9 protein-coding genes are annotated in these 12,997 nt (G+C 65.5%); 3 read left to right on the forward strand and 6 right to left on the reverse strand.

The features are described 5' to 3' along the window. Positions 1–17 precede the first annotated feature (17 nt). From G6P88_RS06340 to G6P88_RS06350, 3 genes are all read right to left on the reverse strand, one after another. Positions 18–911 (reverse strand): ROK family protein, encoded by an 894-nt coding sequence (locus tag G6P88_RS06340; RefSeq protein WP_165322393.1) that lies wholly within the window; start codon positions 909–911, stop codon positions 18–20. Beyond that, complete coding sequence (locus tag G6P88_RS06345) at positions 908–2,017, reverse strand: glycoside hydrolase family 68 protein (RefSeq protein ID WP_165322394.1); 1,110 nt, start codon at positions 2,015–2,017, stop codon at positions 908–910. Before G6P88_RS06345 ends, G6P88_RS06340 begins: the two co-directional genes overlap by 4 nt. Before the next feature lie 95 nt (positions 2,018–2,112). Then, the gene (locus G6P88_RS06350; RefSeq protein ID WP_165322395.1) at positions 2,113–4,569 is read right to left on the reverse strand and encodes a TonB-dependent siderophore receptor; all 2,457 of its coding nucleotides are present in this window, start codon (positions 4,567–4,569) and stop codon (positions 2,113–2,115) included. A gap of 154 nt (positions 4,570–4,723) precedes the next feature. Between G6P88_RS06350 and G6P88_RS06355 the strand changes: the two genes are divergently transcribed. From G6P88_RS06355 to G6P88_RS06365, 3 genes are all read left to right on the forward strand, one after another. Continuing rightward, entirely contained in the window at positions 4,724–6,055 is a 1,332-nt protein-coding gene (locus tag G6P88_RS06355) for an MFS transporter (protein WP_226946746.1), read from the forward strand. Between the two features lie 63 nt (positions 6,056–6,118). Further along, the gene (gene relB, locus G6P88_RS06360) at positions 6,119–6,424 is read left to right on the forward strand and encodes a type II toxin-antitoxin system RelB family antitoxin (protein WP_165322396.1); all 306 of its coding nucleotides are present in this window, start codon (positions 6,119–6,121) and stop codon (positions 6,422–6,424) included. A gap of 28 nt (positions 6,425–6,452) precedes the next feature. Further along, a complete protein-coding gene (locus G6P88_RS06365; protein WP_247710572.1) occupies positions 6,453–6,689 on the forward strand; it encodes a type II toxin-antitoxin system RelE/ParE family toxin in 237 nt (78 codons plus the stop codon). A gap of 49 nt (positions 6,690–6,738) precedes the next feature. Here the strand turns inward: G6P88_RS06365 and G6P88_RS06370 are convergent, their stop codons facing one another. From G6P88_RS06370 to G6P88_RS06380, 3 genes are all read right to left on the reverse strand, one after another. Continuing rightward, a complete protein-coding gene (locus G6P88_RS06370) occupies positions 6,739–8,145 on the reverse strand; it encodes an MATE family efflux transporter (protein ID WP_165322398.1) in 1,407 nt (468 codons plus the stop codon). Position 8,146: 1 nt separating this feature from the next. Beyond that, positions 8,147–10,849 (reverse strand): valine--tRNA ligase, encoded by a 2,703-nt coding sequence (locus tag G6P88_RS06375; RefSeq protein WP_165322399.1) that lies wholly within the window; start codon positions 10,847–10,849, stop codon positions 8,147–8,149. A 68-nt stretch (positions 10,850–10,917) separates the two neighbouring features. Next, positions 10,918–12,951 carry an alpha/beta hydrolase family protein gene (locus tag G6P88_RS06380; RefSeq protein ID WP_165322400.1) on the reverse strand — a complete coding sequence of 678 codons (2,034 nt, stop codon included), beginning with the start codon at positions 12,949–12,951 and terminating at the stop codon, positions 10,918–10,920. Positions 12,952–12,997 lie beyond the last annotated feature (46 nt).

Genomic DNA, 12,997 nt, shown 5'->3' on the forward strand with positions numbered 1-12,997 from the left:
ATTAAAACGCGTAACCGCTAGCAGCCCAAGGCGGCTCTGCCGAGCATTACCGCGCCGAGCGGGCCCGCGTCGCTGCCGAGCCCCGGTGCCACGATCAGCCGGTCCATCGCGGCCTCGTCGAGATCGTCGAGATAGTCGTTGAGCAAGGTGCCCGCATGGTGCCGGATCACCGGTAGCAGGCCCGGGCGCAACTGGGGCACCCCGCCGCCGATCACGAAACGCTGCGGCGACAAGGCTAGGATTAGCATCGCGGCCCATTCGCCCAGGTCCATCGCGACGCGTCGCCACAGCAGGTCATCATCCTCGACCTCGGCGAGCGGGCGGCCGGCGCGGGCCATGAGGCCGGGGCCGCTGACTAGCCCCTCGATGCAGTCGCCATGGCTGGGGCAGCAACCGGGGAAGTCGTCGCCCGCCTGCCGCCGGATCCGCATATGGCCGGCCTCGGGATGCATGCGGCCATGGAGCGGGCGGCCGTCGATCACAACGCCCAGCCCGACGCCAGTCCCGACCGTGGCGTAGATATGGGCGTCGCAGCCCTGCGCCGCGCCCCAATGCCCTTCGGCGAGCGCTGCGCCGTTGACGTCGGTGTCGATCGCGATCGGCAAGTCGAACCGCTCCCGGAAATGCCCCGCTATGTCGGCCCCGGCCCATCCTGGCTTGGGCGTACGGCCCATATGGCCGAAGCGCGGATGCGCGGGGTCGAGCATCAGCGGGCCGAAGCTTGCGATACCGATAGCCGCGATCGGCTCCTCCTCGATCCAGCGCGCGACCTCGGCCGAGATCAACCCGAGCGTATCGGGCGTGCCGGTCGGCCAGCGTTCCTGCCGCACGATGGTCCGTCCGCGCGCAAGGCTGGCGATGCACTTGGTGCCGCCCAGTTCGATCCCCGCGATCAGGGGCTCGTCGGTCATGCGACGAAGGCCCGGTCGCCCTCCAGGCGCAATATGAGTTCGGGAGACGGCATCCCCCCGAAATGCGCGCGCGCCTGTGCCGCGTCAACTGGTGGCTCGGTCAGCCCCACCATGTCGGCGAAGCTCTGCACCGTCAGGTCCGGCAGCACGAACCAGCTATAGGACTGGAACGGCGCCTCGGGCGGATTGGCGAAGACCAGGCCGCTGCCGTTGATCGGCCGCCACGGGCCCGCCAGACGATCGGCGACCATGCCGTAAAGGCCGTTGGGGCCGGCCTGCACGTCGGGGGCGAAGACCTTCTTCTGGGTCGACCAGAACATGTAATAAAGGCTGCCCCGGACGAGCACATGGGGGCGCTCCAGCTCATTGTTCACGCCCTCGGCGTCGATCACCGGGGGCAGCAATGTCCAGCGGCCATCGGTTTCCCGGCGCGCCGCGCCGACATTGCCGTTCCAGTTCGACGTCGACCGCGGGTTCGACCCGGCGAAGAAGACATAGTCGCGCCCGTCGGCCGGGTCGCGGAAGAAGGAAGGGTCGCGAAACGCCTTGATCGTTCCGATGCCGCCGCCGCCCTCCATGTCGCGGACATAATGCTCGCCATCGGGCACGACCATCTCGCGAGGCTCGGACCAGGACGAAAGGACGATCGCCTCGCCATCGACGCGCAGCGCAGCTTCGGTCTCGAAGAGGCGCTGGCTGAAGCTGAGACGCTCCTCGCCGCGATGGCCGGCGACGGTGTAGTAGAGGGTTACCCGGTCATGTGCCGGCGAGATCACCGCCGAGCCCGACCATTCGCGGCTGCCGGGTGAAAAACCTTTCGGAAAGAGCAGTCCGAGATCCCGCCATGCGCCGTCCTTGCGATGGAGAAGCCGGAGGCGGGCCAGGCCATGCCGCGCATCGGGATCGGGCTGGAGCGGCGCCGACAGAAAGATGAAGAGCTGCCCGCCGGCGATATCCGCCTGACGCCCATCCTCCTCCTGGACCGGCCAATAATCCCACAGATCGACGTCGGGCAGGATCGGAGCAGGTCGGTCGATGACCGGCGCAACCGCCATGTGGAGGGGATCGAGCGCGGCGAGATGGTCGGCGGTCCAGCGGCAGGCCATCAGAATCTTTCCCGGATATCGTGCATGAAGAAGAAGGTCATGGCCCCGCCGAGACAGGAGGGAGCGGCGGGGCCATGGGTCCAGGCGCCGGGCGCCTAGAGCTCGTAGCGGATGGAGGCCGAGATCGTCCGGCCATTGATCGAGCGCGCACGGACGATGCCGTTCGCCGGGATCGCGCCCTCTTCCGCCTCGGTGAAGCCCTTCACGTCGAACAGGTTGTTAGCGTTGACCGACAGCATCACCCGCTCGATCGGCCGAACCGTCGCGAACATATTCACCTGGGTGAAGCCCGGAAGCTTCAGCTGGTTATTGTCCTGCGCATAGCTGCTCGACGTTCCGACCACGTTCGCGCCGACCGAGAAGCGGCCGTCGTCATATTGCGGGGTCAGCTGATAGATGAACTTCGCCTGCCGGCGCGGCTTGTTGCCGACGACCGCCGGGTTGAGCACGTCGGAGGCGATCTTCGCGTCAGTATAGGTGCCGCCTGCTGTCAGGCTGAACGCGCCCATGCGATAGCCGCCCTCCAGCTCAAGGCCGGTCGCCCGATAGGTGCGGTTGAAGAAGGTCTGGGTTGTCGCCTCGAAATTCTGCTCCTCGGTACGGGCATGGAACAGCGTGGCGTTAACCGTCAGCCCACCGTCGCGGAACTTCACGCCGCCTTCGAGCTGGCGGACATAATCGACCGCCGCGCTCTTGTCGGTCAGCTTGCCCGTGGTCGTATTGACCGCCGGCCCGAACAGCAGGCGATCGGCATTGGCGCGTGCGCCACGGCTGTAGCGGGCGAACAGCGCCACGTTGGTCGACAACCGGTAATTGGCGCCGAGCGAGTAGGAGAAGTAGTTGTAATTATAATCGACCGGCGCTGCGCTGCCGAGCGGGATGGCGCTGACCTTGGTCTCGGGGATCGAGATCACGCCATTGCCGTTCATGTCGCGGCTGATCACGCCGACCCGACCGCCGCCGAGATCCGCACCGGCCACCGATCCGTTCGCGCTGCCGAAGTCGTAGCGGATGCTGCCGTCGAGTGTCAGCTTGTCCGCCGCCAGGCTCAGCGAGGCGAAGGGGGCGTTGGTGTCATAGCGGATATCGTAGCTGCGGCGGCAGCAATTGCCGAAGAAGGTCGCGCCATAGCCGAAGATCCCGCCCTGGGTCAGCGCCTGGCCCGCGCCGTTGGTGAGGTTCACCAGCGCCGCATTGCCGCCGCCGGTGACCTCCAGCAGCGATGCCGTCCACAACCAGTCGGTGTCGATGGTCTGGCGCGACTTGTAGAAGCCGCCGGTGAAGGTCAGCTTGCCGAGGCCGGTCTCGAAGTCGCGGCTGAGGCGGATGTCGTTGGTGATGTTGTCGAGGCTGTTGAGCTTGACGTCGAACAGCACGATCTGCGCCAGATAGGCGCTGGGCGAGAAAGCCTGGCCTGCACGCGGTCCATTGGCATAGGTCAGCGTCGAACCGGCACCGCCCAGCGAGGCAGCGATCGCCGCACCCGTGTCGACCGACGCCGGGAAGGGCGAGGTGAAGCCGCCGGAAATGTCCGAATAGCGGAAGCGTTCGGTGACGTTCCAACCGCCGCCGAGATCGAACTGCGCCTCGAGCCCGATCGCCTTGACCAGCGGGCGCTGACCGTCGCGAATGTCGCGGGTGACCGGATTGTTGTTGCCGTCGAGCGTGACATTGTCGCGATAATAGCGCGAATGCAGCGTATCGCCGTTGATGCTGAAACCCGGCAGATTCTGGTATTTGGGATCGCCATTGGTCCCAGTCACCAGCACCGGGTTCGGCAGATAGCCGATCGCGCGATCGTTCAGATATTTGCCGTAGAGGCGGATATAGCCGCTATCGAATTCCTTGGTGACGTTGAACTTGATCTGGCCGCCCTTGTTGGCGTCATAGCCCGCTTTGCGCGGACCTTCGCCCTGGCGGTAGAAGCCGCCGACGTGGAAGCGGACGGTATCGCTCAGCCGGCCGCCATAATCGAAGTCCATGCGCCAGTCGCGATAGTCGACGCCGGCGGTCGCCTGGATGGCGCCGCCTTCCTGCTCGCCGGTCTTCGAGATCAGGTTGATCACGCCGCCCGGCGCGTTCGAGGCGAAGGTCGAGGCGGAACCGCCGCGCACGGACTCGACCCGGCCGACGTTGAAGTCGGACCGCATGAAGATGTCGGCATTGCCGAAGGTGATGTCGCCGAACTCCAGGACCGGAAGACCGTCTTCCTGCAACTGGAGGAATTTGGAACCACCCGACGCGACCGGCAGGCCGCGCACCGAGATGTTCGCATTGCCTTCGCCACCCGAGGACTCGGAGCGGATGCCCGGCAGGTTGCGGAAGATCTCCGCCACCGACCGCGGGGCGACCTTCGCAATCTCGGCCTCGCCGAGCGAACTCACGGTGACGCTGGTGTTGAGCCGGTTCGAGCTGCGCGCGACCGCCGTGACGACGATGTCCTCGCCGGACACGGCCTCATCGGCCGGGGCCTCGGCCTGCGTCTGCGCCGAAAGGGGGGCCGTCGCGATCAAGGCGACGGAGCTGAACAGGACTGTCCGAAGATGCCTCATAATCTCTCTCCCACGCCGATCTGAGCTCGGCCTGAACATAGGATGCACAGAACGGAAATCGATTGCAACAACAAATTGCAATCGTTTGCAGATGGGATTACAAATCGCTGACGGGCCATATAAAACCAAGTCCGATTGGATGGAGAGGACGGGCATGCACGCTTCCATGACGACCAAGCCGCGCCTTTCGCTCGGGCGAATCATCCAGATGAATCTCGGCTTTCTGGGGCTGCAGTTCAGCTTCGGACTCCAGCAGAGCAATATGGGGCCGATCTACAGCTATCTCGGCGCCGACGAGGCATCGATGCCCCTGCTCTGGCTCGCGGGGCCGATGACGGGCCTGATCGTGCAGCCGATCATCGGCGCGCTCAGCGATCGCACCGTCACTCGCTTCGGCCGCCGGACACCCTATTTCCTGATCGGCGCCGTCCTGTGCAGCCTGTGCCTCTTCGCTATGCCCTACAGCCGTGAATTGTGGATGGCCGCGAGCCTGCTGTGGATCCTCGACGCGGCCAACAATGTCACGATGGAGCCCTATCGCGCCTATGTCAGCGACCGGCTCGACGAGGAGCAACGTCCCTTCGGCTTCCTGACCCAGAGCGCCTTCACCGGTCTCGCCCAGACCCTGTCCTATCTGTCGCCCTCGCTGCTCGTCTGGTGGGGCTTCGACCTCAACGCGCTCGATCCGAACGGCATTCCCGTCGTCACGCGGATCGCCTTCGTCATAGGCGCGGTCCTTTCGCTGTCGACAATCCTCTGGTCGGTCTTCCGGGTGCGCGAGTTGCCGCTGTCACCGGAGGAAGTCGCGGCGATGCGCGCAGAACCGATGTCGGTGCAAACAACGCTCCGCGACCTGAAGACGGCGATCGTCGAGATGCCGACGCCGATGCGCCAACTGGCGGTCGCCATGCTGTTCCAGTGGTATGCGATGTTCTGCTACTGGCAGTACATCACTTTCGCCCTCGCCCGCTCGCTGTTTGACACGGCCGATCCGATGAGCAGCGGCTTCCGCGAGGCGGTCCTCGTCAACGGGCAGGTCGGCGGCTTCTACAATTTCGTGGCGTTCCTCGCCGCCTTCGCGATGATCCCCCTCGCCCGCCGCGTGGGTGCCCGATCGGTCCACGCTGCGGCACTTGCGGCCTCGGGCATCGCGATGGTCGCCCTGCCCTATACGCCCCATGGCTTGCTGCTGTTGCCGATGATCGGCATCGGCATCGGCTGGGCCAGCATGATGGGCAACACCTATGTCATCCTGGCCGACAGCATTCCGCCCAACCGGACCGGCATCTACATGGGCATCCTCAACATGTTCATCGTCATCCCGATGATGATCGAGAGCCTGACCATGCCGCTGATCTATCGCCCCCTGCTGGGCGGCGATCCCCGCCATGTGCTGGTCCTGGCGGGGCTGCTGATGGCGGCCGGCGCCATCGCAACGCTGGCGATCAGGCAGCGTCGTCCGGTCGAGACGCCAGCGCTCGCCTGAACTGTCAGGCGGAGCTTGTATGTATCGCAAATGAGATACATACTATGACGTAAGGAGAATCGCATGACCGCTCGATCTTCGATGCTCCACGTCCGGGTAGACGAAGCGCTCAAGGTTGAGGCTTCGGAAAAGCTGGCCAATGTGGGTCTGACGTTGTCGGACGCTGTACGCATCCTGCTCACCCGGATCGCTAAGGAGGGCGGGCTTCCGCCGGGTCTTACGTCCGACCCCGCGTCGCATGACGCGTGGTTCCGCGCCAAGGTGCGTGAAGCGCTGAACGATCCCCGCTCCACGATTTCGCATGACGAGGTGATGGATGACGCTCGCGCTCTGATCGCCGGGAAGCGGCGTGGCCAAAACGAGGCTTGAGTGGCACGCGGCAGCGCGCGCCGACCTGTTGGCGATCGTCGACTACATCTCCGACGACAATATCGATGCGGCACTGGCGCTGCTGGACGATGTGGAAGCGAAGCCTGCTCAGCTCGCAGACAATCCCAAGCTGTATCAGGCTGGGCGCTTGCCCGGCACCCGGGAGATGCTGGTCCGCAGGAGTTACATCGTTGTGTATACTGAAGATGAGCAGGTCGTAACGATCTTGCGGATATTGCATGCCGCGCAAATGTGGCCGCGCTGATCACCGCTCTCCGCCCCCTTTACAAAGCGGCTTACGCTACTCCTTGTGATCAGGAGATTTGGATGCCCCCTCGTTCCGCCGCCAGCGCCTCGTCGGCGAGCGAGCGCTTGCGCCAGCCGCCCCGTGCATAATAGGCCCAGGACAATAGCGCCACGACCAGCGAGCTGGCCGGGAAAGCCCACCACAGCGCGTCGAAGCCCAGCCAGCGCTGCGCCAGCACCGCGAAGCCGAGGCGACAGATGACCAGTCCGACGATCATGATGATCAACGGCGCCATGACGACGCCATTGGCGCGGACCGTCGCGAAGAAGACCATCGTCATGCCCGAGAAGAGGAAGCTCCACCCGGCGATGAGCTGGATCTCGCGCGCGATCGGAATGGCGGGGCTCTCGGCACCGAGGAACAAGCCCAGCACCGGCCGGTCGAACAGGGTCAGCAGCAGGACCAGCACACCGGTCAGCAGGAAGTTGTAGAGCAGCCCGCTGCGCGTGATCGCGCCTACCCGATCCCAGCGGCCAGCGCCGATATTCTGCGCCGCCATCGCGCTGACCGCCGAGCCGACCGCGAGCGCGGGCATCTGGACGTAATTCCACAGCTGCACCGCGACGCCATAGGCCGCCGTGGCGATGACGCCCGCATGGTTGACGAGACCGATCATGACGAGGCCGGTGGCCGTCAGCACGAACATCTGCAGCCCCATCATCACGCCCTTCGACAGGATCAGGCGCAGCAGTGCCCATTGCGGGAGAAGGTAGCGGAACTCCGCGCCGCGCAGCCGCACCGGAAGGTCGCGCCAATAAACCACGGCCAGCATGCCCGTGAGCGACACGCCATTGGCAATCAAAGTCGCTATCGCCGATCCCTCGATGCCCAAGGCTGGAAAGGGCCCGATGCCGACGATCAGCAGCGGGTTCAGCCCCGCGTCGATGATCGTCCCCGCGATCATGAACCACAGGGGCGTCATCGCGTCGCCGACGCCGCGCAGCGACATCATCAGCAGGACGACCAGCGCGCTGAACGGCAGGCCGAGCATCATCATCTTGAGATAGGCAGACGCAAGCGGCGCGGCATCGGCAGGCGTACCCAGCAAGTGGAGCAGCCGGTCGGTGAAGCCGACCCCGACCGCGACCATTACGAAGGAAATTCCCAGCAGCAGGCCGGCCGCAGCCCCGAAGACCCGCCGGGCGGAGTCGACGTCGCGTCGCCCGACATGCTGGCCGATCAGGATCATCGCCGCCATGGCGAAGCCGAACAGCGCCGAGAAGATCAGGAAGATGATGTTGGTGGCGTTGGCGGTCGCCGCCAGCGCCTTCTCGCCCAGGAAACGCCCGATCCAGATCGTGTTGATCGACGCGTTGAGCGACTGGAGGACATTGCCCGCCAGCGTCGGAATGGTGAACAGCAGCAGGGTCTTGCCGATCGGCCCCTGCGTCAGGTCCCGCTGCTGTTGCGCCATGTCAGCCGAGCCGCGCCAGGGCCGCGCTCAGCTGCTCCGCTTCGAGGCTCTTCTCGGCATGATCGGCCCGCGCCTTCTCGACCGCCTCGGGCTTCGCCTTTTCGACGAAGGCCGGGTTGTTGAGCCGGTTGGCGAGCCCGTCGCGCTCCTTCTCTGCCGCCGCGATCGCCTTGGCGAGACGCGCCCGCTCCGCATCGAGGTCGATCACCCCTTCGAGCGGCAGCACGAAGGTCGCTTCGTCGACCACGACCTGTGCCGCGCCGCCGGACGGAGCCTCGCCTTCGGCCGGGTCGATGCGGGCAAGCCGTGCGATCGCGGTCGCGTTGGCGCGCAGCCGGGCCAGCGTCTGGTCGCTCGCGCCCCTGCTATAGGCCGGCAGTCGCGTCCCGGGCGGCACGTTGAGCCCGTTGCGTGCCGCACGAACCTCGCTGACCAGCCGGATCAGCCAGTCGATCTCTGCCTGCGCGTCGGCGTCGATCGCGCTGTCGTCGAACACCGGCCATTTCGCCAGGATCAGCTCACAGGGCCGGTCGCCGAGCGCATGCCACAGCTCCTCGGTGATGAACGGCATGAACGGATGCAGCATCACCAATATCTGGTCGAGCACCCAGCCCGCGACGGCGCGCGTCTCGGCCGCCTGCGCCGGATCGGCATCCTCGCCGAGCAGCGGCTTGCTGAGCTCGATATACCAGTCGCAGAAGCTGGCCCAGACGAAGTGGTAGATCGTGTTGGCCGCCTCGTCGTAGCGCAGATCCTCGATCGCGCGGTCGAGCCCCTTCACCGTCTTCATCGTCTCGGCGACGATCCAGCGGTTGACCGCCAGCTGCGCGCCCGGTGCCTCGACCGACGTCGAGGCGCCGATGCCGTTGCCCTGGGCAAAGCGCGCCGCGTTCCAAAGCTTGGTCGCAAAGTTGCGATACCCTTCGACCCGCTTCTCATCGAGCTTGATGTCGCGACCCTGGCTTTCCATCGCGGTCAGCGTGAAGCGCAGCGCGTCGGCGCCATATTTGTCGATCAGGCCGAGCGGATCGACCGTATTGCCCTTCGACTTCGACATCTTCGAGCCGTCGGCGGCGCGCACGAGGCCGTGCAGGTACAGCGTCTTGAACGGCGCCTCGCCCATGAAATGCAGGCCCTGCATGATCATGCGCGCATCCCAGAAGAACAGGATGTCGAAGCCCGAGATCAGCACGTCGTTGGGGTAGTGGCGGGCCAACAAGCCCCTCTCCTTCAGGGGAGGGGTTGGGGGTGGGGTCTCTCCTGAAAGAGAGGGGTTGCCCATCACTTCGTCAGGCCAGCCGAGCGTCCCGAATGGCCACAGCGCGGACGAAAACCAGGTGTCGAGCACGTCGGGATCGCGGGTCAGCGTCTTGCCGCCGGCCAGCGCCTTAGCCTCTTCCTCGTTTTCCGCGACGAAGACATTGCCGTCCTCATCATACCAGGCCGGGATCTGGTGTCCCCACCAGAGCTGGCGCGACACACACCACGGCTGGATGTTCTCGAGCCAGTTGAAATAGGTCTTCGACCAGCTTTCCGGCACGATCCTGATCGCGCCCGAGCGCACCGCCTCGATCGCGGGCTTCGCCAGCGTCTCGGCGTCGACATACCATTGGTCGGTCAGCCAGGGCTCGATCACCGCGCCCGACCGGTCGCCCTTCGGCGTCTGGATCACGCGGTCCTCGATCTTCTCGAGCAGGCCCGCCGCTTCGATCGCCGCGACGACCATCTTGCGCGCCTCGAACCGGTCGAGACCCAGATAGTCGGCGGGGATGAGACCGTCGCTGGTCTGCACGACCTTCGCATCGGCATCGAGCATGTTGAGCATTTCGGCCGGCTTGAACCCGGCGCGCTTGCCCACCTCGAAATCGTTGAAGTCATGCCCCGGCGTGATCTTGACCGCGCCCGATCCAAGCTCCGGATCGGCATGTTCGTCGGCGACGATCGGGATGAGGCGACCGGTGATCGGCAGGCGCACCTGCTTGCCGATCAGCGCCTTGTAGCGTTCGTCCTCCGGATTGACCGCGACGGCCATGTCCGCAAGCATCGTCTCCGGCCGTGTCGTCGCGACCGAGATCGTCCCGCTGCCATCGGCAAGCGGATAGGAGAAGTGCCAGAAATGGCCCTGCACTTCCTTGGTCTCGACCTCGAGGTCGGAAATCGCGGTCTTGAGGCCCGGGTCCCAATTGACCAGCCGCTTGTCGCGATAGAGCAGCTTCTGATTGTACAGATCGACGAACACCTTGAGGACGGCGCGCGAGAAGCCCTCGTCCATCGTGAAGCGCTCATTGGCCCAGTCGCACGACGCACCGAGGCGGCGGAGCTGGCGGGTGATCGTACCGCCACTCTCTTCCTTCCACTCCCACACCTTTGCAATGAAGGCGTCGCGGTCGAAATCGGTGCGCTTCTGCCCCTTGGCGTTGAGCTGGCGCTCGACCACCATCTGCGTCGCGATACCCGCATGATCGGTGCCGACCACCCACAGCGCGTCCTTGCCCTTCAGCCGCGCATGGCGGACGAGCACGTCCTGCAATGTGTCGTCGAGCGCATGGCCGATGTGCAGGCTGCCCGTCACGTTGGGCGGCGGGATCACGATTGTGAAGGGCTCGGCATCGGGACGCTCCGGACGGAACAGTCCATTGCCTTCCCAATGGGCGTACCAGCGGGCCTCGATCGCGGCGGGGTCGAACGTCTTGTCTATCGTCATGGTGGCGCAGGCTTTAGCGGGGAGACCCGCCCCTGCGCCACCCTAATCTATCGGACCGTCCGCGACGGTCATTCCGCCTTGGTGTGCTTGTTCATCCAGCCGAGCACCTCGTCATACCATTGGATGCTGTTCTTCGGCTTGAGGATCCAGTGGTTCTCGTCGGGATAGACCACCAGCCGCGTCTCGACGTCGCGGCGGCGCGCAGCGGTGAAGGCGGCAATCCCCTGGGTATAGGGAATGCGGAAATCCTTCTCGCCGTGCAGGATCAGCATCGGCGTCTTCCACGCGGTGACATGGTTGACCGGATTCCACTTCTCGTAATTCCCGGGCACCTCGAAATAGGGGCCGCCATGCTCCCACTCGTCGAACCACAGCTCTTCGGTCTCATAGGCCATGGCGCGCGCGTCGAAGACGCCGGCATGGGTGACGAGGCACTTGAAACCGTCGGGCCAGTTGCCGGCGATCCAGTTGGTCATATAGCCGCCATAGGAACCGCCCGCCGCGCAGGCGCGGCTGCCGTCGAGCCAGGTGAAGCGCTGCGTGACCGCCGCGAAGCCCGCCTTCAGATCCTGGAGCGGCTTGCCGCCCCAATCCTGGTTGATCGCATCGATGAAGCCCTGCCCGTATCCGGTCGAGCCATGGAAATCGACCATGACCGCGCCATAGCCGGCGCCGGTGAAGACCGCCGGGTTCCAGCGATAGGACCATCCGTCGCCGAAGGAGCCCTGCGGTCCACCGTGGATCAGGAAGGCCATCGGCGCCTTCGCGCCCTCGGCGAGGCCGGCGGGCTTCAGGACATAGGCCCAGACGGTGTCGCCATTGGCCCCCGCGAAGCTGACATGCTCGACCGTCGGCATGTCGATTCCCGCCAGCCGCTCGCGGTTCACAGACGTCAGGCGGACGGGCTTGCCCTTGCCGCTGACCGCGTAAAAGTCGGACGGCGCCGTCAGGCTGTTTAATGTATAGACATAACCCTTCGGCGTCGCGAGAACGCCGCCCGCCGTCCCGCCTTGGGTGAGGCGCGTAACCCTGCCCTTGGCGACGTCGACCGCGAAGATCGCGCCGGTGCCGGTGTCCTCGGCGGTGACGTAGAGCGTCTTGCCGTCCTTAGACCAGGTCAGGCTATCGGCCGAGCGGTCCCACGCCTCGGTCAGCGCGCGCGTTTCGCCGGTCGCGAGGTTGCGCAGATGCACCACCAACCGGTCGGCTTCATAGGTCGGCCGCTTCATCGCGACATAAGCAAGCCATTTGCCGTCGGGCGAAACGCTGGGCTTCGTGTCAGTGGCCTTGTTCGCGACGGTCAGGTTGACCGGGGCCGCCGAGCCGTCGGCGGGCACCGCGAAGATGTCCAGGTTGGTCGACAGCGGTTCGGTCCGCCCCGCCTCGCGCAGCGTGAAATAGACGGTCTTGCCATCCTTGCTCCAGCTGACCTCGCTGCCGTCGCCATAAGGCTTGGACGGAGCATCGCCGACAAGAGCGCCGACCAGCGGTACGCCGTCACCGCTCGCCTTGCCCGCCGACAGCGGCAGGACGAACAGCTGCGAGCGCTGCCCGTCGGCCCAACTGTCCCAGTGGCGGACGAAATAATCGTCATAGGTCCGGCCGCTGCCGCCCTTCGCCTCGGGCTTGGTGTCGGCGAGCGAACGCGCACCGACGGGGCGATCGGCCCAGACCAGCAGCTTGTCGCCGGTCGGTGCAATCCTGAAGCCGCCGACGTCCTGATCGGCGACTAGTTCCGGTGCGCCGCCACCGACGGACACGCGCCAGATCGCGTTCTTCCCGTCCTTGTCGGCGGTGAAGAACACCCATTGGCCGTCGGGTGCGAAGGCCGGGCCGCTCTCATTCTTCGCGGGATCGGCGACGAGCTTTTCGGGGAGCGCGCCCTTGCGGCTCAGGTCGAGGCGCCAGAGATCGGTGCGCCCCTTGTTCGCCGCGAGATCTGTTTCGCGCTGGTCCCAGACGAGCCAGCGTCCGTCCGGAGACACGTCGGCGCTGCCGATGCGGGACAGAGTGGCGACGTCGGTGATGGTGAGGGGGCGGGCATGGGCGGAAGCGCCGAGACCCGCCAAGAGGCCAATGGCCAGAAGCGAGATTTTCTGCATGGCCAAGGGCTAGCCCAATCGGACCTTACCGCCAAGACCGTGTTAT

The sequence above is a fragment of the Rhizorhabdus phycosphaerae genome (genome assembly GCF_011044255.1).
GTDB lineage: Bacteria > Pseudomonadota > Alphaproteobacteria > Sphingomonadales > Sphingomonadaceae > Rhizorhabdus > Rhizorhabdus phycosphaerae.

Excerpts from the sequence above, each read along its gene's own strand:
- G6P88_RS06370 (WP_165322398.1), bottom strand. The coding sequence starts at position 8,145 with ATGGCGCAACAGCAGCGGGACCTGACGCAGGGGCCGATCGGCAAGACC.
- G6P88_RS06355 (WP_226946746.1), top strand. The coding sequence starts at position 4,724 with ATGCACGCTTCCATGACGACCAAGCCGCGCCTTTCGCTCGGGCGAATC.
- relB (WP_165322396.1), top strand. The coding sequence starts at position 6,119 with ATGACCGCTCGATCTTCGATGCTCCACGTCCGGGTAGACGAAGCGCTC.
- G6P88_RS06380 (WP_165322400.1), bottom strand. The coding sequence starts at position 12,951 with ATGCAGAAAATCTCGCTTCTGGCCATTGGCCTCTTGGCGGGTCTCGGC.
- G6P88_RS06375 (WP_165322399.1), bottom strand. The coding sequence starts at position 10,849 with ATGACGATAGACAAGACGTTCGACCCCGCCGCGATCGAGGCCCGCTGG.
- G6P88_RS06350 (WP_165322395.1), bottom strand. The coding sequence starts at position 4,569 with ATGAGGCATCTTCGGACAGTCCTGTTCAGCTCCGTCGCCTTGATCGCG.
- G6P88_RS06340 (WP_165322393.1), bottom strand. The coding sequence starts at position 911 with ATGACCGACGAGCCCCTGATCGCGGGGATCGAACTGGGCGGCACCAAG.
- G6P88_RS06345 (WP_165322394.1), bottom strand. The coding sequence starts at position 2,017 with ATGGCCTGCCGCTGGACCGCCGACCATCTCGCCGCGCTCGATCCCCTC.